This window comes from Micromonospora sp. ANENR4, assembly GCF_015354395.1.
Taxonomy (GTDB): Bacteria; Actinomycetota; Actinomycetes; order Mycobacteriales; family Micromonosporaceae; genus Micromonospora; species Micromonospora aurantiaca.
On sequence record NZ_JADKYQ010000004.1, the window covers coordinates 163,963 to 186,461 of the forward strand.

Here is a 22,499-nt window from a genome sequence, read left to right on the forward strand (position 1 = left end):
ATGAGCCGGCCGTACCTTCCGTCCCTGGTCCTGCGCGATTACCTGCACACCGTGGCGACCCTCCACCCGCAACTGCGCGAACTGCTCGACTTCGGCCGCCCCGGCGCGGACGCAGCACTCGCGGAACTGGCCGGCACGGTCAGCGAGTTCGACACCGACTCCACCGGCCGGGGCGATTCCTACCGCCGGGCCCAGCGGGACACGCTCGTCCGCTGGACCGGCATGCGGCGGCTGCTGGACCTCGCCACCCCGGACGCCGCCGCCCCGGTCACGCTCATTCTCGACGTGCTCGGCGGCGACGGCACTGTGGCCCGCGCCGCGAGCAGCCAGTCCGCCTGCTTCGAGTCCAAACTGGCGTTCATCACCGGCGACCTGTCCGGCCACATGGTCGACAAGGCGCTCGCCCACGGCCTGCCTGCCGTCCGTCAGGCCGCGCACTTCCTGTTCCTGCGTGACGCCGGTATGGACGCGGTGCTGCTGGCGTACGGCACGCACCACATCCCGGCGGCCCGGCGGCCGCAGGCGGTGGCCGAGGCGGCCCGGGTGGTCCGGCCCGGCGGCCGGATCGTGCTGCACGACTTCGACGAGTCCAGCCCGATGGCCGGGTTCTTCGGCGAGGTGGTGCACCCGCACGCCGCCGGCGGCCACGACTACCGGCACTTCAGCCGCGCCGAGCTGACCGGACTGTTCACCGCGGCCGGGCTGCCGGTACGCGTCGTCGACCTGTACGACCCGCTGATCGTGCGCGCCGACAGCGCCGAGTCCGCCTCCGCGGGCATGCGCGACTACGTCGGCGACATGTACGGCGTGCGCGACTACTTCGCCACGCTCACCGATGACGAGGTGTGGGGGCTGCTGACCCGCCACTTCGACCACACCGGCTACCTGGCCGGGATCGGTCGCGACGACGTGCCGGCCCGTCCGCTGGTCTACCGGGCCGACGGGCAGTTCGTCGCCGAGGTGCCCCGGATGGCGATCGTCGCGGTCGCGACGAGGACGCGGTGAGCGCCGTGACCGGCCCGCGCGACCTGGCCGGCCCGCGCAATCTGACCGGCCCGCGCTACCTGATCGACCTGGTGCACCGGCCCGCCGGTGCCGACGACGACCGGCCCGCGATCGTCGGCCCGGACGGCGAGCTGAGCTACACCGCGCTGTGGGAGCGGGTCGGCGCGACGGCCGAGCTGCTGCGCCGCGCCCGCGTGCGGCCGGGTGACCTGGTGGGCCTGTACCTGCACCGGTCCGCCGACTATGTGACGTCGCTGCTGGCGACGCTCGCGGTGGGCGCGGTGGCGGTGCCGATCGACCCCGAGCTGCCGTCGGGCCGGGCCGAGCAGATGCTCGCCGCCGCCGCGCCCCGGCTCGTCCTGTACGCCGACCGGCCGCCTGCCGTCGCCGCGCCCGCGCCCACCGGGTGGCGGGACGTGCGTACCGCGCGGGCCGGGTCGCCGGCCGACCTGACCGATCGCACCGGCTGGCTGCCGCCGGGCGAGCACGCCGCGCTGGTGCTGTTCACCTCCGGCTCCACCGGCCGGCCCAAGGGTGTCGTGCTGCACCACGCCGGGCTGGTCAACCGGCTGGCCTGGGGTCACGACTGGTTCGGCTTCACCGCCGACGACCGGGTGCTGCACAAGGCGTCGATCGGGTTCGACGCGTCGGTGCACGAGATCCTCTCTCCGCTGATCGCGGGCGGCGCCGTTGTCGTTGCCGGGCCGGGCCTGCAGTTCGACAGCCTCGGGCTGGTCCGGCTGATCCAGCGGGAGGCGGTCACCACCGCGCACTTCGTACCGACCATGCTGCGGCACGTGCTCGACGAGCCGGAGCTCGCCGGCTGCGGCACGCTGCGGCGGGTGCTGTGCGGCGGCGAGGCGCTGGACATGCGGCTGGTCCGGCGGCTGCGCGAGGTGCTGCCGTGCGGGCTGTTCAACGGGTACGGCCCGAGCGAGACCTCGATCAACGTGTCCTACTGGGACTGCGCCGAGGCGTACGCGGGAAGCATCGCCCCGATCGGCCGGATCATCGACGGCGTCACCGCCCACGTGCTCGACGACGACCTGCGCCCGGTGCCCGAGGGCGGGACCGGCGAGCTGTGGATCGGCGGGGTCGCGGTCGGGCTGGGCTACCTGCGCGACGACGAGCGGACGGCGGAGCGTTTCCGCCCCGACCCGGCGCGGCCGGGCGCGCGGCTCTACCGCACCGGTGACCTGGTGCGGATCGCGCCGCAGGGCTTCCTGGAGTTCCGCGGCCGGGCCGACGACCAGGTCAAGATCCGCGGGGTCCGGGTGGAGCCGGGCGAGGTGGCCGCCGTGCTGCGCGAGCATCCCGCCGTGCACGACGCGGTGGTGGTGACCGTCCCGGACACCGACGACGGTCCGCGCCTGGTCGGGTACGTAGTGCCGCAGCCCCGGCAGGCCCCGGCCGTCGGCGAGCTGCCGCGGTTCCCGCTTCCGAACGGCATGGCGGTCACCGCGGCGTCGCCGGACGAGGCGGTCTTCCTCTACCGGCAGATCTTCGACCAGGCCGAGTATGCCCGTTTCGGCGTGCGCGTCGGCGACGGTGCCGTGGTCCTCGACGTCGGCGCCAACATCGGGCTGTTCTCGCTCTGGGCGTCCCGGCAGGCGCGCGACGTGCGGCTGATCGCGGTCGAACCGAACCCGGACACGCTGCCGTACCTGCGCGCCAACCTCGGCCTCTACGCCGGCTCCGCGTCGGTCGTCGAGGCCGCCGTGACCGACGCGGCCGGCACCGCCGAGCTGACCTCGTTCCCCGAGCTGAGCTACCTGTCCGGCCTCGGCGCCGACCGGGCCGGCGCCGCCTCCGACCTGGTCCGGTCGCACTACCGCCACGGCGGCGGCGACGCCGACGAGACCGAACAGGCGGCGCTCCTGGCCGACGCCCGGCGCCGCCTGGCCCCGGTGGCGCACGTGGTGCCGACGGTGACGCTGTCGGACCTGCTGGACCGCTTCGAGCTGGACCGCGTCGACCTGTTGAAGATCAACACCGAGGGTGCCGAGCTGAGCGTGCTGCGCGGGCTGCGCCCCGAGCACTGGCCCCGCATCCGCCAGGTCTGCCTGGAGGTCGAGCGCAGCAGCGTGACCACCCCGCAGGTGCGCGAGCTGCTGTGCGCGGCCGGGTTCGAGGTGCACGACATCGGCGACTGGAACGTCGGCGCGGACGCCGACGTCAGCTACGTATACGCCGTACGGCCGCAGGAACCACCACCGGCGGCGACGCCGCGGGACGAGCCCGCCGACCACCTGCTGACCACCGGGCTGCTCCAGGGCTACCTGGCCTCGGCGCTGCCGTCCGCGATGCGCCCGGACCAGATCGTCCTGGTCGACCGGCTGCCCCGCCTGCCCAACGGCAAGGTCGCGCGGCTGGAGCTGCCACCGCCACCGCCCCGGCCCGCCGGGGTCGCGGCGGAACCGGCCGGTGGCGCCCTCACCGACCGGCTGCGCGAGGCGTGGCGGGCCACGCTCGGCGTCGACGCGGTGCACGACGACGACACGTTCGTCGCGCTCGGCGGGCACTCGCTGACCGCGCTGCGGATGGCGCTGCGGGTACGGGAGATGGCCGGGCTGGAGGTGTCCCCGGCGAGCTGCCTGCGCGCCGGATCGTTCGCCGACTGGGTCGACCGGGTCACGGAGGCGGGGCGCGATGTCAGCCCGGTCCGCTGACGCGCGGCACGTCGTCGTGGTGGGCGCCGGCCGGCTGGCCCGCTCGCTGTGCCACACCCTGGCCGCGACGCCCACCCCGGTGCCGCTGCGCGTGACGGTCCTGGCCCGCGACCCGGACGCGGCGCACGCGCTCGCCCGGGCCGCGCGGGTGCGCGCCACAGTCGCCGGAACCCCCGTCGCCGTCACCGCCCGGCCGTTCACCGTCGAACCCGGTGCCGACCCGGGGGAGGGGTACGCCGCCGACGCCGCCTCGATGGCCCGGCTCCGGCCCGACGTGCTGGTCTGCGCCGCGTCCGCGCAGTCGCCGTACGAGCGGGCGGCGGCGCCGTCGGCCTGGACGGACCTGATCGCCGCGGCCGGCTTCGGGGTGACGCTGGCGCTGCAGGCCGAACTGGTGTCCCGGCTGGCCGCCGCGCTGGCCGGCGGCGCGCCCGGCGCGACGCTCGTCAACGGCGCGTTCCCGGACGCGGTCAACCCGCTGCTCGCCGCGCGGGACCTGCCGGTGCGCTGCGGCATCGGCAACGTGGCGACGCTCGCCGCGTGCCTGGACGCCGCGCTCGGCCGTCCCGGCCAGCGCCGGCTGGCGGTGCTCGGCCACCACGCCCACCTCGCCGCGCCCGGCCCCGACGACGAGGACACCGCCGAGGTACGCGCCTGGCTGGACGGCCGGCCCGTCCCGGACGTCACCGGGCTGCTCGCCGGCTACCGCGCGCTGCCCCGGCCGGAGCTGAACGCGCTCGCCGGGCACGCCGGGGCGGCCCTGGTGGCGGCGCTCGCCACCGGCGACGAGGTGACGGCGAGCCTGCCCGGGCCGCTGGGACTGCCGGGCGGCTACCCGGTCCGGCTCACCGCCGGCCGGACCGAGCTGCGGCTGCCGGCCGAGCTGCCGGTGGCGCAGGCGGTCGCCTGGAACACCGCCGCCGGGCGCCGCGACGGCGTCGAGGTCGGTGGCGGCCACGTCCGCTACCCGGAGCGGGCCCGGGCAGCGCTGGCGGCGTACCGGCCCGACCTGGCCGGCGGCTGGCACGCGGGCGAGCTGCCCGAGATCGCCTGCCGCTTCACCGCCCTGCGTGACCATCTGCGAACGGTGCCGCCGGCGCCGGCCCGGAGTGTGTTGGAGGAAGCCCGATGACCGTGACCACCCCGGCCACCCGCAACATGATCACCGACTACTACGACGTCGTCGCGTCGGCGGTGCGCCGGTGCGGCGCGGTCCCCGGCGACGCGCCCGGCACGCCCGGCTTCGCGCCCGGCTTCGACCTGCCCGAGCTGACCCCCGCGGTACGCGAGTTCTACGCCGCCGCCACGGTCAGCTGGTCCCCGCTGGGTCACTACGGCGGGCACGACCTGACGATGCTCGACCTCACCGCCAACCCCGGCACCCGCACCACGAAGACGTTCGCCTCGATGGTGATCGTCGCCCGCGCGGTGGAGCACATCCGACGTACCGGTGAGCGGCTGTGCATCGTCACCCCGACCTCCGGCAACAAGGGCGTCGCGCTGCGCGACTCGGTGGCCCGCGCGTACGCGGCCGGGCTGGTGACCCCGGAGCAGCTGTCCATCGTGGTGCTGGCGCCGGCGGCGACCCGGCACAAGTTCCGCCACGACGCGCTCGCCGACGATCCCGCGACCCGCGCGGTCAACCCGCTGCTGCGGTACACCGGCGCGGACCCGGAGGGCGTGAAGGCGCTCGGCCGCGCGTTCGTCGACGAGTACGCCGCCACCGCGTACGACAAGCACGGCGTCACCCTCTGGTACACCCTCGACCTGCGCAACTACCTGGTCGCCGACGCCGCCCGGGCCGCCTTCGAGGCCGACGTGTCGCCGGCCACCGGCTCGCGCTGGCACGCGCACGCCGTGTCCAGCGCGTTCGGCCTGCTCGGCTACAACCTGGGCCGCGACGTACTGGAGGCGGCCGGCGACGCCGACCCGGCCGACCGGCCCGGTTTCCTGCTCGTGCAGCACCTCGGCACGCCGGACATGGTGCTCAGCCTGCGCCACGGTTCGTTCGAGCGGGACCACTGCCCGGCGTACACGTTCGACGAGAGCCGGGGCGTCTGGACGCAGGACGCCGACCTGCGCTTCCCGGCCGTCACCGACGACCCGGCCGAGGTGCTCGACCCGACGTTCTACACGCACCGCCCGGTGACCTCCCCGGCCATGAACGCACTCATCGAACGGCACGGCGGCGACGGCATCGTGGTGTCGCGGCGCGAGTGCGTCCGGCGCTACCCGGTCGCCCGGCAGTGGCTCGCCGACGCCGGTCTGACCCTGCCCGAGGATCCGGCCCGGCTGCGGGAGTGGTCGATCCTGATGGCGCTGACCGGCGTCTGCAACGCCGTCGACCGGGGCCTGTTCCCGGCCGGGCACGAGATCGTGGTGCACGGCACCGGCAGCTACTGCGACGACTTCCGGATCGCCGAGGCGGACGCCGAGGTGTCCACGCTCGCCGACGTGGTCGCCGCCGCCCTGGACCAGCGGTGAGCCCGTCTCCGCAGCCGCTCGGCCTGCCGCCGCGGTTCGCCGCCCGGGCGCGCGCCGCGGGCGCCGACCCGGCCGCCGTCGTCCTCACCGCCACGGCTCTGGTGGTACGCCGGTACACCGGATCCCCCGTGGTGACGCTGCGGCACGGCGGCGACCCGGTGACGCTCGACCTGACCGCCGACGCGCCGATCCGGGAGTTGTGCCGCTCGGTGCGCCCGGCGTCGCCGGACCACCCGGTCGACGCCACTGTCGAGGTGCGCCCCGGCCTGGCCGGCGTCACCGTGTCCGGGCTGCCCGCCGCGTACGCCGACGACCTCCGCGCCGACCTGGCCGATGTCCTGTCCACGCTGGACCCGGACGCCTCGTCGGCGGGGGTGCTGCCGTCGGCCCGCTACGAGCGGCGTCCGGCGCCGGACCTGTGGCGGCTGCACGGCGGCGACGGCACCGAGGCCGGCCGGGTATGCGGCGACACCATCCCGGCCGCGTTCGCCGCGGCGGTGCGGGCGTACCCGGAGCGGGCGGCGGTGCTCGCCGACGACGCGACGGTGACCTACCGGGAACTGGGCGCGGCAGTGGCCGCGACCGCCGAAGCGCTGGCCGGGCCGGGTGACGTCGCGGCGCCGGTGGCGGTGCTGTGCCGCCACGGCGTCGCCACGATCACCGGCATCCTGGCGGCGCTGGCGTCGGGGTCGCCGTACGTGCCGCTGGACCCGGCGTACCCGGCGGCCCGGCTGGCCGCGATGCTGCGCGACGCAGGCGTCCGGGCGATCGTCGCGGACCCCGGCCACGAAGAGCGGGCCGCCGCGCTCGCGGCCGACGCGGGGCTGGAGCTGCCGGTGGTGTCGTTGCGCCGGGGCGAGGCCGGCGTGCCGGTGCCGGCCGGGCCCGCGCGCCCGGACGACCCGGCGTACGTGCTCTACACCTCCGGGTCCACCGGGAAGCCGAAGGGCGTGGTGCAGAGCCACCGCAACGTGCTGTTCGGTGTCCGCAACCACGTGCGCAACTTCGCCGTCCGGCCGGACGACCGCACGAGCGTGCTCACCTCGTTCGGCTACGACATGGCGGTCACCGACACGTTCAGCGCGCTGCTGTCCGGCGCCGCCGCCGTCCCGGTCGACGTCCGCACGCACGGCCTCGGCCATCTCACCGGCGCGCTCGCCGACCGGGGCGTCACCGTCTACCACTCCACCCCCACCGTCTTCCGGTACGTGGTGGCGAGCCTCGGCGAGCACGGGCGGCTGCCGTCGGTCCGCGCCGTCGTCCTCGGCGGCGAGGAGGTCACCCGGCACGACGTGACGCTGGCCCGGCGGGCGTTCGCGCCGGGCGTGGTGTTCGTCAACGGGTACGGCACCACCGAGATCAGCTTCGCCGCGCAGCACCACCTGCCGCCGGACGCCGACCCGGGGCGGGCAGTCGTGCCGATCGGGCACCCGCTGCCGGGCGTCGAGGTGGTGCTGACCGACCCGGCCGGACGCCCCGCCTGCCTCACCGGCGAGGTGGTCGTGCGGACCCCGCACGTCGCGCTCGGATATCTGGGCCTGCCGGAGCTGACCGCGGCCCGGTTCACCGAGTACGACGGGGTGCGCGCGTACCGGACCGGGGACATCGCGCGGCGGCTGCCCGACGGCACGCTCGTCTACCTGGGCCGCGGCGACCGGATGGTGAAGATCCGCGGCTACCGGGTGGAGCTGGGCGAGATCGATGCGTGCCTGGCGGCGCAGCCCGGCGTGGCCCACGCGGCGGTGGTGGCGCGGCGAGGCGCGTCCGGCGCTGGCGAGCAGGAGATCGTCGCGTACGTGGTCGCCGCCGCCGGGACTGTCGTCGAGCCGTCGGCGCTGCGGGAACGGCTGGCCGCCGTGCTGCCGGACTTCATGGTGCCCCGGGCGGTGGTGGCGGTGCCGGAGCTGCCGATCGGGCCGACCGGCAAGCTCGACCAGGCCGCCCTGCCCGACCCGGACGCCGGAGGACCGGACGCTGGAGTACCGGTCACCTCCGGGCCGCCGGCCGGGCCGGTCGAGCAGGCCATCGCGGCGGGCTGGTGCGCGGTGCTCGGACTGCCCACAGTGGATCGTCTGGTGAACTTCTTCGAGGCGGGCGGGCACTCGCTCCAGCTCGCCCTGGTGCAGGGGTACCTGGAGGAACACCTCGGCCGCCGGGTGCCGCTGGCCCGGCTGGTGGAGTTCCCGACCGTGGCGGCGCTGGCCGCGTACCTGGAGACGTCAGGGGACGCTGCGGGCGTACCGGAGGACGGCCGGCTGGCCGCGGTCGGACGCCGGATGGCCCGTCGCGCCGCCGCGCGGGCCGCGGGCGGTGGGGAGGGACGGGCGTGAGCGCGGACGAGCGGATCGCGGTGGTGGGCCTGTCCTGCCGGGTCCCCGGCGCGGACGACGCGCAGGCGCTGTGGCGCAACCTGCTGTCCGGGGTGGACTCGGTGCGCCGGACCCCGGCCGGCGAGGGCGTGCCGGGCGGACCGGACTGGGTACCGGCGTTCGGCCGGCTCGACGACCTGGAGGGTTTCGACGCGGACCTGTTCGGCTATCCCGCCGAGGCGGCGGCGCTGCTCGACCCGCAGCACCGGCTGTTCCTGGAGGTCGCCTGGCACGCCCTGGAGGACGCCGGGATCGACCCGGACCGCGACCCGGCCCAGATCGGCGTGTTCGCCGGATGCGCGCCCAACCGCTACCTGCACCACCACCTGCTCGGCAACCCCGCGCTGGCACCGGCGGCGGGCACGCTCGCCGAGGACTGGGACGATGCGCTGACCGGTTCCGGCTGCGACTACCTGCCGACGCGGACCGCGTTCGCGCTGGGGCTGTCCGGCCCGGCCGTGGCGGTCCAGACCGCCTGCTCGACAGCGCTCGTCGCGGTGTGCCAGGCCGGGCAGAGCCTGCTGGACTACCGCTGCGACGTGGCGATAGCGGGCGGCGCGGCGGTGGTGTCCACCCGGCAGGCCGGGTACCGGCTGCGGCCGGGCGGGCTGCTGGCCACCGACGGGATCTGCCGCCCGTACGACGCCGCCGCCACCGGGCAGGTGTTCGGCAACGGCGCCGGGGCGGTGGTGCTCAAGCGGCTCGCCGACGCCCGCGCCGACGGCGACCACGTGTACGCCGTGCTCGCCGGGTGGGCGGTGAACAACGACGGCGCCGACCGGCCCGGCTTCACCGTGCCGGGCGTGTCCGGGCAGGCGGCGGTGCTGGCGGAGGCGCTGGCGTCGGTGGGCTGGGACGCGGCCGACGTGGGTTACCTGGAGGGGCACGGCACCGGCACGCCGGTCGGCGACGCGATCGAGGTGGACGCGCTGGCCCGGGTACGCCGGGGCGCCCGCGCGCCGCTGCTGCTCGGCTCGGTGAAGGGCAACTTCGGCAACCTGGACGCGGCGGCAGGCGTGCTCTCGCTGATCAAGGCCGTGTACGCGGTCCGCACCGGGCAGGTGCCGGGTACCGCGCACTTCACCGCCGCGCACGGCGACATCGACCTGGCCGCAGCGGGTGCCGAAGTCGGCGCGGAGACCCGGCCGTGGACGGGGGAGCGACGCGCGGGCGTCAGCTCGTTCGGCCTCGGCGGCACCAACGCGCACGTACTCGTCGAGCCCGCGCCCGCGACGGACGAGCCGGACGCCGGGGCACCCGGCCCGGTGGTGCTGGGACTGTCCGCGGGCAGCCCGGCGGCGCTGCGGGAACTGGCCCGGCGGCTGGCCGTCCGGCTTGCCGACGGCGACCTGGCGGTGGCCGACGTGGCGCACACGCTCGCGGTGGGACGGCGGCGGCTGGCGTACCGGGACGCTGTCGCCTGCGCCGACGCGGGGGAGGCGGTGCGCCGGCTGACCGCGCTCGCGGCCGGCGACCCGGCCTCCGACGACGACGCCGCAGTTCGCGCCTGGCGCGCCGGTGACGAGCCGGCCGTCCCGCCGGGCCGGCGGGTGCCGCTGCCCGGCTACCCGTTCCGGCGGACCCGGCACTGGATCGAGGCACCGCGATGACCGTCCGCGACGATCAGCGCGACCAGCGGGTCGGTCCCGAGCTGCCCTACCCGCAGGTGTGCCTGCCCGACCTGGTCGCGGCGCACGCCCGGCGGCGTCCCGGCGCCCCGGCCGTGGTGCAGGGCGACCTGACACTCAGCTACTCCGTCCTGGTCGGCCGGGCCGCCGCGCTCGCCGCGTCGCTGCGTGCCCACGGCATCGGCGCGGACGACCTCGTCGGCGTCTGCGTGGACCGCCGCCCGGACCTGGTGGTCGCGCTGCTCGGCGTGCAGACGGCCGGCGCCGGGTACGTCCCGCTCGACCCGGCGCTGCCGGCCGGACGGCTGCGGGAACTGGCCGCCGAGGCCCGCCTGCGTGTCGTCGTGGGTACGCCCGCCGCCGAGGCGTTCACCGGACGCACCGTGCTGGACGTCCCCACCGGCACCGCGCCCTGGCAGCCGACCCCGGCGACGCTCGGCACCACCGCGTACGCGATGTTCACCTCCGGGTCGACCGGGCAGCCCAAGGGCGCGGTGATCGAACACCGGGCGCTGACCGAGAAGATCACCTCGATCGCGGAGTTCTCCGGGTTCGACACGGCGACCCGGTGCCTGGCGTTCGCCTCGATCGGGTTCGACGCGTCGGTGGCCGACATGCTCGCCCCGCTCGCCGCCGGGGGCACAGTCGTGCTCGCCGGTGACGCCGAGCGGGCCGACCCGACCCGGCTCTACCGGATCTGCGCCGAGCAGGCAGTCGACGTGGTGGTGCTGCCGCCGCCGATCCTGCCGCTGCTGGACCCGGACCGGCTCTCCGGCGTGCGGCTGGTCGTCACCGGCGGCGAGGCCACCGGCCCGGAACAGGTCGGCCGCTGGACCGCCGGCGGGCGCCGCTTCATCAGCGTGTACGGCCCGACCGAGGCGACGGTGCTGGTGACCTGGTTCGAGGGCAGCGGCGACTGGACCCGGCCCATCCCGATCGGCCGGCCCGCCGCCAACCACCGCATCCACCTGGTCGACGACGAGCTGCGCGAGGTCGGCCCGGGGGAGATCGGCGAGGTGCTCGCCGGTGGTCCCGGGCTCGGCCGCGGATACCTGTTCGACGCCGCCCGCACGGCGGAACGGTTCCTCCCGGACCCGTTCTCCGGCAAGCCGGGGGAGCGCCTCTACCGCACCGGTGACCTGGCCCGGTGGCTGCCGGACGGGAGCCTGGAGTTCCTCGGCCGGGCCGACCGGCAGGTCAAGATCCGCGGGCAGCGGATCGAGCTGGGCGAGGTCGAGGCGGTGCTGCGCCGCCACCCGGACGTCGACCTGGCCAGCGTCCAGGTCCGCGCCGGCGCCGGCGGTCAGGAACTCGTCGCGTACGTGGCGACCGGCCTGGCCCCCGCCGAGCTGCGCGACTACTGCGCCCGGCTGCTGCCGCCCGCCGCCGTACCGGCCCGGATGCTCACCATGCCCGCGTTGCCGATCACCATCAACGGCAAGATCGACACCGAGCGGCTGGCCGCGCTCGACCTGGCCGGACCGGCTCACGTGCCGTCCGGCGAGCCGCCCGCCACCGACACCGAACGCCTCGTCGCGCAGGCGTGGGCGGCGCTGCTGGACGTCCCGGCGGTCGGCCGCGACGACGACTTCTTCCACCAGGGCGGGCACTCCATCACCGCCATGCGGCTGGTCGCCGACCTGCGCGAGCGGCTGGGCCGCGACCTCGCCATCGAGGACGTGCTGGTGGGGCGGACGCCACGCGGCATCGCCGCCCGCGCCGTCGCCGCCGCCGGAACCGGCCCGGCCGACGCCGCCGTCCGGGGACGGCCACCGGCGCTGTCCCCGGCGCAGCAGCGGCTGTGGTTCCTCGACCGCTACTTCCCGGCCGCCGCGTCCGCGTACAACGTCGCGTTCGCCGAACGGATCACCGGCCCGCTCGACGTGGCGGCGCTCGCCACGGCGCTCACCGCGGTCGCGGACCGCCAGCAGATCCTGCGCTGGCGCATCCCGGAGCGCGACGGCGTGCCGTACGCGGTCGCCGACCCGTCCACACCGGTGCCGCTGCCGGTACGCGACCTCGCCCCGGGCACCGATCTCGCCGGCCATCTCGCGGCGAGCGCCGCCACACCGTTCGCGCTGGCCACCGACACGCTGTGGCGGGCCGAACTGATCCGCGCCGGCGCCGACGAGCACGTGCTGGCCGTGTACGCCCACCACGCCGTGTTCGACGGCTGGTCGCAGTCGCTGTTCTACGCCGACCTCGCCGCCGCGTACCGGGCCGCGCTCGGGGACGGGCCGCCACTGCCGCCGCTGCCCGCCACCTACGGCGACTACGTGGCCTGGCGCGCCGACCGTGCCCGGCGCCGCGCCGCCGCCGACCTCGACTGGTGGCTGGAGCACCTGACCGGGGCGCCTGTGGTGCTGCGACTCCCCGGGGGACGGGACCGGCCGGCCGAACAGACGTACACCAGCGCGACGGTGCGTACCCGGCTGGACCGGGCCGCCACTGCCGCGCTCACCGACCTCGCCGCCGGGCTCGGCGCGACCCCCGCCGCCGCCGTACTCGCCGCGTTCACGCTGGTGCTGGGCCGGCGTACCGGCCTGCCCGACCTGGTGGTCGGCACCCCCACTGTGGACCGGCGGGCCGCCGACTTCGAACCGATGGTCGGCTTCTTCATCGAGATCGCGCCGCTGCGGCTGCGCCGGACGCCCGGGGCCGGCTTCGCCGCGCACGTCCGCGCCGCCTGGGAGGAACTGCTCGCCGCGCTCGCCCACCCGGAGGCACCTGTCGAGCGCATCGTCGGCGGTCTCGGACTGGGCGGCCTGCTCGACCGCAGCCCGCTGGTGCAGGTGCTGTTCAACATGTACACGTTCGACGAGCCCCGGCTGGACCTGGCCGGACTGTCCGCCGAGCCGGTGCCGGTGCCCGCGCCCGGCTCACCGTTCGACCTCACGCTCTACGGCATCACCCGGGACGGGCGGCTGCGCGTGGAGATCGTCTTCAACCCGGACGTCTACGGTGAGGCCCTGATCAGCGACGTGCTCGCCGACGTCGAGCGGTTGCTGCGGGCCGGCGCCGCCGACCCGGAGCGGCCGGTGGCCGAGCTGCCCGCCTGGACCGCCGTCCCGGCCGGGACGGCCGGCGACGTGCCCCGGGCCGCCCGCGTCACCCGGGCCGCGGGTCGCGCCGGGGTGCCCGCCGCCCGCCCGGCAACCGCCACCGAGCGGCGGATCGCCTCGGTCTGGTGCGACGTGCTCGGCGTACCGGAGGTGGCCGCCACGGACAGCTTCTTCGACGTCGGCGGCGGCTCGCTCGCGGTCGCCGTCGTACAACGGCAGCTCAACCGGCTGCTCGGCACGAACCTGCGGGTCGTGGACCTGTTCCACCACCCGACCGTCCGCGCGCTCGCCGCGCACCTGGACAGCCTCGGTGCCCCGTCGTCCGGCGAGGACGCCGAGGACGAGGCGGTGGCACGGGCCGCGCGCCGGGGCGCGCTGCGCCGCCAGCGGGTCCAGCGCCGCCCGGTGGTGGAGGAGGAGCCGCGGTGACGTACCTGGTCCCCCTCGGCGACACCGGCTGGTCGGTGTGGCGGGACGTGCTGCTGCGCAGCGCCGGGTTCCCCGCCGACGGACTGGACCGCCTCGCCGCGCCGGACTGCGCCGACGCCGCCGACCGGCACCTGTCCGGTGAGCTGGACGAGGCGTCGTTCAGCGCCGCGTACGCCACCGCCGTCCGGGCGTCGTCGGCGGCGCTGTGCGGGATCGCCGCCGACCCGCTGTTCCGCGAGGCCGTGGCCTGGCAGAACCCGGAGGCGATGGTGGCGCTGGACGGGCTGCTCCGCGACGGCCCGGACGCACCCCGCAACGTGCGCCGCCGGGGCCGGGAGAACGTCGTCGCCGGGTACTGGCAGCGCTACGTCGCCAAGTGCGAGACCATCGGCTTCTTCGGGCCGGTGTGCTGGGGCACCGTGGCACCGGGCGCGCCCGGCGTCACCGCCGTGCCCGGCCCCGGGCTGCTCCGCCGCCGCGCCGTCCACCTCGAACACTGGGCGCTCGCCGCGTACGCGGACCGGCTGGCCGCCGACCCGCAGGTCCGGCAGTGGCTCGCCCCGGTCCGGGCGCCGCACGTCCACCTGGCGGACCGGGTCGTGCACCGGCCGGCCCAGCGCCCGGAACCGGTGTCGCTGAGCGAGTCGATCGCGCTGTGCCGGTGCGACGGCACCCGCCCGGCCCGGGACGTCGTCGACGACCTGGTACGCGACGGGCAGACCGGCGTACGCCGCGCCGAGGAGGGGTTCCTGCTGCTGACCCAGCTCGTCGAGCGAGGGCTGCTGCGCTGGGACTTCGACCTGCCGCAGGGCTTCGCCGCGCAGGAGCACCTGCGGGAGCGGATCGCCGCGATCGGTGACCGGGACTGCCGCGCGCGGGCGCTGGCCGGGCTGGACCGGCTGGCCGCCGCCCGCACCCGGGTCGCCGACGCCGCCGGTGACCCGGCCGCCCTCACCGCCGCGCTGGCCGCGCTGGACGCCGAGTTCACCGCGCTCACCGGGCTGCCGCCGCGCCGCCGGGCCGGGCAGAACTACGCCGGGCGGGCGCTGTGCCACGAGGAGACCGCACGCGACGTGGACCTCACCGTCGGCGGCGGCCTGCTCGACTCCCTCGCCCCGGCGCTGGACCTGCCGCTGCGGGCGGCACGCTGGCTCACCGCCGAACTGGCCACGGCGTACGGCGACGCGCTGCGCGACCTGTACGACGACTTGAGCGGCGACGGCCCGGTCCGGCTCGGTGACCTGTGGTTCGTCGCGCAGGGGCCGCTGTTCGGGCCCGGTGACCGGCCGGTGGACCGGGTCGCGGCCGAGTTCGCCGCCCGCTGGGAACGGGTGCTCGGGCTGGCCGGACTGCCCGAGGGAACGGCCCGGGTGGAGTTCGGCGCGGCCGAGCTGGCGCACCGCGTGGCCGACCGGTTCCCGGCGGCCCGTCCCGGCTGGAGCGCGGGCCGGGTGCACAGCCCCGACCTGCAACTGTTCGCCGAGTCACCCGAGGCGCTGGCCGCCGGCGAGTTCGGGGCGGTGCTCGGCGAGCTGCACGCCGCGTACGCCACGTTCAACGCCGAGCTGTTCACGCACTGCCACCCCGACGTGGACCGGCTGCGGCGCGCGTACGCCGCCGACCTGGGCCCGCGACGGCTGCGCCCGCTCTACCCGGTGGACTTCCCCCGCGTCGGCGGGCGGCTGTCCGCGTCCCTGCCCGGGCCGGACGATTACCGGCTCGCGTTCGCCGACGCGCCCGGCGCGCCGCACGACCGGCTCGTCCCGGCGAACGCGGCGATCGTGTCCGAGGTGGACGGCATGCTGGTGGCGACCGGCCCGGACGGCTCGCGCTGGCCGTTGGTCGAGGTGTTCTCCGACCTGATCGCGGTGCACGCTGGTGACGCGTTCAAGCTGATGACCGACCGCCCGCACAGCCCCCGGGTGACAGTGGACCGGCTGGTGCTGGCGCGGGAGACGTGGCGCACCACCGTCGGGGCCACCGGCCTGGCCGACGTGGTCGACCAGGCGCGGCGCTACCTCGCGGTACGCCGCTGGCGGGCCGCGCTGGGCCTGCCGGAGCGGGTCTTCGTCCGGGTGGCCACCGAACTGAAGCCCACCTACGTGGACCTGACCAGCCCGCTCTACGCCAACCGGCTCTGCCTGCTGCTGCGCGCCGCCCGGCGGGCCGGCGGCGACGACGTGGCGGTGACCGTGTCGGAGCTGCTGCCCGCGCTCGGGCAGGCGTGGCTGCCCGACCGCGCGGGCCGCCGCTACGTCAGCGAACTGCGCCTGCACATCAGCGATTCGGCCGAGCCGGAGGTCATGGCGTGAACGAGACAGTGGAGCCGATCGCGATCGTCGGGCTCAGCCTGCGCGTACCGGGGGCGGCGTCGGCGGACGAGTTCTGGCGCAACCTGGTCGTCGGCGCCGAGTCGCTCACCCGGTTCACCCGCGCGGAGCTGCTGGCCCGGGGCGTTCCCGCGGAGCAGCTCGACGACCCGGCGTACGTGCCGGTGGCCGCGGTGCTCGACGGCGTGGACCGGTTCGACGCGGAGCTGTTCGGGCTGAGCCCCCGCGACGCGGAGCTGACCGACCCGCAGCAGCGGCTGTTCCTGGAACACGCGCACGCCGCGCTCACCGACGCGGGCTGCGACCCGGCCCGCTACGACGGCGAGATCGGCGTGTACGCGGGCGGCAACGCCGACCTGTACCAGTGGCTCAACGTCCGGCGGAACCCGCGGGCGCTCGCGGACGCCGGTGAGCTGCGCGTGTCGCTCGGCAACAAGCCGGACTACCTGGCCAGCACCGTCGCGTTCCGGCTCGGCCTGCGCGGCCCGGCGATGACGGTGCAGACCGCCTGCTCGTCGTCGCTCGTCGCGGTGCACCTGGCCGCAGAGGCGCTGCGCAGCGGCGAGTGCGACACGGCGCTCGCCGGCGGCGTGTGCGTGGAACTGCCGCACGGCGTCGGGTACGTCGCCGACGAGGGCTACACCTCCGCCGACGGGCACTGCCGCCCGTTCGACGCGGACGCCGACGGCACCGTCTACGGCAGCGGCGTCGGCGTGGTGGTGCTCAAGCGGCTCTCCGACGCGCTCGCCGACGGCGACGACATCCGGGCGCTGGTCATCGGCAACGCGGTGAACAACGACGGCTCGGCCAAGGCGAGCTTCACCGCGCCGAGCGTCACCGGTCAGGTGGAGGTGGTCACGCAGGCGCTCGCGGTGGCCGGCGTCGCCCCGCGCTCGGTCGGGTACGTCGAGGCGCACGGCACCGGGACCGTCCTCGGCGACTCGATCGAGCTGGCGGCGCTGAGCACGGCGTACGGGCGGCGCACCGCCGAGCGGGGCTGGTGCGGCGTCGGCTCCACGAAGGCCAACATCGGTCACCTCAGCGCGGCCGGCGGCGTGATCGGCCTGATCAAGACCGTTCTGTCGATGCGGCACCGGCTCATCCCGCCCACAGTCAACCACGACCGGCCGCACCCGGACATCGACATCGAGGCGAGCCCGTTCTACGTGGTGTCCACGCTGACCAAGTGGGAGCCGGAGGACCAGCGACCGCTGCGGGCCGGTGTCAGCTCGCTCGGCCTCGGCGGCACCAACGCGCACCTGGTGCTCCAGGAGGCACCGCCGCGCGTACCCCCGGAGCCGGATCACGGCGGCGGCGAGCTGCTCCAGGTGTCCGCCGCGACCCCCGACGCGCTGGCTGCCGCCTGTGCCCGGCTGGCCGAGCGGCTCACCGGCGCGCCGGAGTTGGAGCTGCGCGACGTGGCGTACACGTTGCGGGAGGGCCGGCCGGCGTACCGGCACCGGGCCGCCGTCGTCGCCGTCGACCGGGCCCGGGCCGCGGCGGCGCTCACCGACCCGAAGCGCCGGGCCGCCGGGGACGCCGCGACGCCGCCCCGGGTGGGCCTGCTCCTGCCCGGCCAAGGCGCGCAGCACTCCGGCATGGGCGCGCACCTGGCCGCTACCGAGCCGGTGTTCGCCGCCGCCGTGGACGAGTGCGCCGCGATCCTCGGCTGGGACGCGGGTGAGATGATCTTCGACGCCGGACCCGGCGCGGACGAGCGGCTGGCCGAGCCGTCGGTGGCGCAACCCGCGCTGTTCGCCGTCGAGTACGCGCTGGCGGTGCTGTGGCGGCACTGGGGCGTCACGCCCGCCGCGATGATCGGCCACTCCGTGGGCGAACTGGTCGCCGCCACTGTGGCCGGGGTGTTCGACCTGCCGGACGCGCTGCGGCTCGCCGCCGCCCGGGGCCGCCTCGTGCAGGCCGCGCCGGAGGGCCGGATGCTCGCCGTGCAGCGCGGCGCCGACGAGATCGCGCCGCTGTTGCCCGGCGGCGTGGCGGTGGCGATCAGCAACGGCCCGCACACCTGCGTGCTGGGCGGTGCCCCGGCACCGGTAGCCGCCGCCGAGGACCTTCTGCGCGAACGCGGCATCGGCTGCACGCCGCTGCGGTCGCCGTACGCGATGCACGTGCCGCTGCTGGCGGCGGTGCGCGACGAGTTCGCGGCGCTCGTGGCGGCGGTGCCGCGCCGGGCGCCGGACCTGCCGGTGTTCTCGGCCGCGACCGCCGCGCCGTTCACCGACGAGCAGATCACCGACCCGGCCTACTGGGCCGACCAGCTCTGCCGGCCGGTGCGGTTCGGCGCCACGGTGTCCGCGCTCGCCGCGACCGGCGCCGCCGACGACTGGCTGCTGCTGGAGTGCGGCCCCGGCCGGCAGCTCGCCGGTCTGGCCCGGCTCAGCCTGCCGGCGGGGGCCCGGGCGCCGCTGCGCACGCTGCCCGCGCCGGGGGAGCGGCTGACCGACAGGCAGACCGCGTACGAGGCGGCGGGCCGGCTGTGGGCGGCCGGGGTGCCGGTGCGGCTGCCCGCCTCCGGCACGCCGCGCCGGGTGCCGCTGCCCGGCTACCCGTACCAGCGCGCCCGGTACTGGATCGACCCGGAACCGGTGGCCGCACCCGCCGAACCGGCCACCGGCGAGCGGTACGACGACGGCGTGGTCGAGGTGCCGGTCTGGCACCAACTGCCCGACACGACACCCGTCGAGGCGCCCGGCCCGCTGCTGCTGTTCGCCGCCGGGGAGCGCGGCACAGCGCTCGCGGACCGGCTGCGCGAGCGCGGCGCGGACGTCACTGTGGTCCGCCCCGGAACGGCCTTCGCGGTCCGCCCGGACGGCTACCGGCTGCGCCCGGCCGGCGTCGCCGACCACCAGCGCCTGCTCGACGAGTGCGCCGACGACGGCCGGGCCGCCCGGATCGTGCACGCGTGGGCGCTCGACGGCGACCCGGCCGGCCCGGACGCCGACGCCGTGGCGGCGGCCCAGGAACACGGGTACCTCGCGCTGCTGACGCTGCTGGAGGCGTTGCCGGCCGCCGACGTGACGCTGGACGTGGTGACCGCCGGGACGGCCGACGTGACCGGCGCCGACCTGCTGCGCCCGGAACACGCCACAGTCGCCGGGGTGGTGCGTTCGGTGCCGCTCGAGCGTCCGGGCCTGCGCTGCCACTGGGTCGACGCCGACCCGGCCGAGCCGGGTGCGGACGCGCTGGCGGACGAACTGCTCGGCGCCGAGCGGGCCGAGGCGGTCGCACTGCGGCTGGGCGGGCGCCGCTGGACGCGCGGGTTCTCGGCGGCGCCGGCTCGCCGGCGTGCCGGGCCGGCACTGCGCGACGGCGGGCGCTACCTGATCACCGGCGGACTGGGCCGGATCGGCGGGGCGTTCGCCGCCGAACTGGCCCGCCGGGGCGCCCGGCTGGTGCTGGTCGGCCGGACCGCCCGGCCGGACCTGGTCGAGGCGCTGGAACGGGCCGGGGCGCAGGTCCGCCACGTGCGCGCCGACGTGACGGACGTGGACGCGCTGCAGGCGGTACGCGCCGACATCGAGGACGACCTCGGCGGACTCGACGGCATCGTGCACGCCGCGCGGCTGCCCGACACCGGGCTGTCCGCCGGGTCGCGGCTTGCCGAGGCGACCGCCGAACTGCTGCCGAAGGTCACCGGCACGCTGGCGCTGCGCGCGGTCTTCGGCGATCTGCCGCTCGACTTCGTGCTGCTCAGCTCCTCGGTCACAGCGCTCGCCGGTGGCCTGGGCCGCGCCGACGACACGGCCGCCAACGCGTTCCTCGACGCGTACGCGCGCAACCCGCACGGCTGGCGGGCGCCGGTGCTGTCGGTGGCCTGGGGCGCGTGGCGGGAGGAGGGCGTACCCGACCACGACGGGCTGGCCCCGGACGCGGCGGTACGCGCGGCGTGCCGGGCCCTCGCCGAGGGGCGGACCGGCTCGGTGGCGGTCGGCGCCTACACGGTGGAGGCGGTCGCCGGGCACGAGCGGCGGCTCGCCGCGACCACGGCGGCCACCGCCTCGACGGTGACCGCCACCGACGGCGACCTCACCGCCACCGTCGCCCGGATCTGGCGCGACGTGCTGGGCGTGGCCGAGGTCGGCCCGCACGACGACTTCTTCCGGCTCGGCGGCACCTCGCTCGTGGCCGCGCAACTGGTGCTGCGGATCCGGCAGGCGGTGGGCGCCCGGCTGTCCATGCGGGTGCTGTTCGACGCGCCCACCGTCGCGGCGATGGCCGCCCGGATCGAGTCGCTGCGCGCCGCCCCGTCCGCCTCCGCACCGGCCGAGGCGCCCATCCCGCGCCTGCGCCGACCGGGACGGCCGGGATGACCGAGTCACGCCACGACGTCACGCCGGTGGACGACGTCTACACCGTTCCCGCGTCGTACGCCCAGGAGCGGGTCTGGTTCACCGCCCAGCTCAGCCCCGGGCAGCCGCTGTTCACCATGACCGACGCGGTCACCCTGCCGGCGGGCGCCGGGCCGGAGCAGGCGCTCGCCGCGCTGCGGGCGGTCACCGACCGGCACGAGGCCCTGCGTACCACGCTGCGCCTGCACGACGGACGGCTCTACCAGGACATCCACCAAGCGGTCCCGGTGGAGCTGCCGGTCACCGACCTGTCCGCGCTGCCCGGGCCGGAGCGGGACGCCGCCCGCGCCCGGATCGTCGCCGAGCACGCCCGGCTCGACCTGCCGATGGACGCGGCCCCGCTGTGGCGGGCCCGGCTGCTGCGGCTCGACCAGGACACCTGGTGGCTGCTGTTCGCCGGGCACCACGTCGTCCTCGACGGCACCTCCCTGCTCCACCTGCGCGCCGAGCTGACCGAGCTGTGCGCCGCCGCCGTCGCGGGCCGCGCGCCGGACCTGCCCGAGCTGCCGATCCAGTACGCCGACTACGCGGCCTGGGAACGCGACCGCCTCGACGGCCCCCGGTGGGACGAGCTGCGCGAGTACTGGCGGGAGGCGCTGACCGGCCTGCCGGCAGTGCACGCGCTGACCACCGACCGGCCGCGCCCGGCGACGCTCACGTTCGACGGCGCCGACGTCCGCCGCACGCTGCCCGGCGACGTGACGGCGGCGCTGCCCGAGCTGTCCCAGCAGGCCGCCGCGACCCCGTTCATGGTGCAGCTCGCCGCCTACGTGGCGCTGCTGCACCGGCTGTCCGGGAGCGACGACGTGGTGGTCGGCATGCCGGTGGCCGGCCGGGACCGGGCCGAGCTGGAACCGCTGCTCGGCATGTTCATGAACATGCTGGTGCTGTGCTTCGACGTGTCGGGTGACCCGCCGTTCCTGACGCTGGTCCGCCGGGTCCGCCGGGTCGTGCTCGACGCCTGGGACCACCAGGACATGCCGTTCCAGAAGCTCGTCGAGGAGCTGGCGGTACGACGCGACCCGGGCGTGCCGCCGCTGTACCAGCTCACGTTCCACCACCTGCCCACCGGCCGGGGCGAGGCGTTCGGCGGCGCAATGGACGACCTCTCGCTGGAGATCGCCGGGAACGAACTGCGGCTGGAGTACCGCACCGCGCTGTTCGAGCGCGCCGCGATGGAGGCGTTCGCGGACCGCTACCTGCTGCTGTTCGCCGCCGCGGTGACGGCGCCCCGGACCCGGGTGAGCGCGCTGCCGGTCATGCCGGACGCCGAGCACGCGGCGGTCGTGACCGGCTGGAACGCCACCGCCGCGCCGGTTCGCCGGACCACGCTGGCGGAGCTGTTCGACGTCCAGGCCCGTCGTACGCCCGACGCTGTCGCGCTGGTCGACGGCGACACCCGGATGACGTACGCCGAGCTGTCCGACGCCGCCGAGCAGGTGGCGTCGCGCCTGGTCGCGCACGGCGTGGGACCGGAGTCGGTGGTCGCGATCCACGAGCCCCGCTCCCGCCGCCTGATCGCCGGGCTGCTCGGCATCCACCGGGCCGGCGCGGCGTACCTGCCGCTGGACCCGGACCACCCGCCGCAGCGGCTGGCCTTCATGCTCGCCGACGCCGGCGCCGGGGTGCTGCTGGCCGACGAGCTGCCCGACGGGCTGACCGTCCCGGGTACCGTGCTGCCGCTGACCGCGCCGGACCGGCCGCGCACCGCCGCCGGCACCGCCGCCGGCACCGCCGCCGGCAGTGCCGCCGGCACCGCCGCCGGCACTGCCGCCGGACCGGGGAACGCGGCGTACGTGATCTACACGTCGGGCTCCACCGGGCGGCCGAAGGGCGTGGTCAACGAGCACGCCGCGATCGTCAACCGGCTCGACTGGATGCAGGACGCCTTCGCGCTCGGCCCGGACGACGTGGTGCTGCACAAGACACCGATCGGATTCGACGTGTCGGTGTGGGAGGTGTTCTGGCCGCTGCTCGTGGGCGCGCGGCTGGTGCTCGCCGCGCAGGGCGGGCACCGCGACCCGGCGTACCTGCGGGAGCTGATCGAACGGGAGCGGATCACCACTGTCCACTTCGTCCCGTCGATGCTCGACGCGTTCCTGTCCACCGCCGGCCCGGCCGACCCGGCCCGCTGCGGGTCGCTACGGCGGATCGTG

General features: G+C 76.5%; 10 protein-coding genes (1 of these 10 running past the window's edge). All 10 read left to right on the plus strand.

Annotated features, from left to right (window positions below; genetic code table 11):
- Tightly spaced (each overlapping or abutting the next), the 10 genes in view from IRY44_RS08890 to IRY44_RS08935 form a layout consistent with a single transcriptional unit that may run on beyond the window.
- Complete coding sequence (locus IRY44_RS08890) at nt 1-1,005, plus strand: class I SAM-dependent methyltransferase (protein ID WP_194799959.1); 1,005 nt, start codon at nt 1-3, stop codon at nt 1,003-1,005.
- Nucleotides 1,002-3,674, plus strand: coding sequence for an amino acid adenylation domain-containing protein (locus IRY44_RS08895; RefSeq protein WP_370584900.1), 2,673 nt, complete (start codon nt 1,002-1,004; stop codon nt 3,672-3,674). Before IRY44_RS08890 ends, IRY44_RS08895 begins: the two co-directional genes overlap by 4 nt.
- Nucleotides 3,655-4,806, plus strand: coding sequence for a potassium transporter TrkA (locus IRY44_RS08900; RefSeq protein ID WP_194799960.1), 1,152 nt, complete (start codon nt 3,655-3,657; stop codon nt 4,804-4,806). The genes IRY44_RS08895 and IRY44_RS08900 overlap by 20 nt, the downstream gene beginning before the upstream one ends.
- Nucleotides 4,803-6,158: a DUF6002 family protein gene (locus tag IRY44_RS08905; protein WP_194799961.1), complete on the plus strand. Its 1,356-nt coding sequence runs from the start codon at nt 4,803-4,805 to the stop codon at nt 6,156-6,158. The genes IRY44_RS08900 and IRY44_RS08905 overlap by 4 nt, the downstream gene beginning before the upstream one ends.
- Complete coding sequence (locus tag IRY44_RS08910) at nt 6,155-8,488, plus strand: non-ribosomal peptide synthetase (RefSeq protein ID WP_194799962.1); 2,334 nt, start codon at nt 6,155-6,157, stop codon at nt 8,486-8,488. The genes IRY44_RS08905 and IRY44_RS08910 overlap by 4 nt, the downstream gene beginning before the upstream one ends.
- Nucleotides 8,485-10,137, plus strand: coding sequence for a polyketide synthase (locus IRY44_RS08915; RefSeq protein WP_194799963.1), 1,653 nt, complete (start codon nt 8,485-8,487; stop codon nt 10,135-10,137). Before IRY44_RS08910 ends, IRY44_RS08915 begins: the two co-directional genes overlap by 4 nt.
- Complete coding sequence (locus IRY44_RS08920; RefSeq protein ID WP_194799964.1) at nt 10,134-13,646, plus strand: non-ribosomal peptide synthetase; 3,513 nt, start codon at nt 10,134-10,136, stop codon at nt 13,644-13,646. Before IRY44_RS08915 ends, IRY44_RS08920 begins: the two co-directional genes overlap by 4 nt.
- Nucleotides 13,643-15,958 carry a lantibiotic dehydratase gene (locus IRY44_RS08925; RefSeq protein ID WP_194799965.1) on the plus strand — a complete coding sequence of 772 codons (2,316 nt, stop codon included), beginning with the start codon at nt 13,643-13,645 and terminating at the stop codon, nt 15,956-15,958. The genes IRY44_RS08920 and IRY44_RS08925 overlap by 4 nt, the downstream gene beginning before the upstream one ends.
- Nucleotides 15,955-20,304, plus strand: coding sequence for an SDR family NAD(P)-dependent oxidoreductase (locus IRY44_RS31015; protein ID WP_194799966.1), 4,350 nt, complete (start codon nt 15,955-15,957; stop codon nt 20,302-20,304). Before IRY44_RS08925 ends, IRY44_RS31015 begins: the two co-directional genes overlap by 4 nt.
- Nucleotides 20,301-22,499: the 5' end (the start) of a non-ribosomal peptide synthetase/MFS transporter gene (locus IRY44_RS08935; RefSeq protein ID WP_194799967.1), read on the plus strand. It continues 3,156 nt past the right edge of the window; the window shows 2,199 of its 5,355 coding nt (coding positions 1-2,199); the start codon lies at nt 20,301-20,303; its stop codon lies off the right edge, out of view. The genes IRY44_RS31015 and IRY44_RS08935 overlap by 4 nt, the downstream gene beginning before the upstream one ends.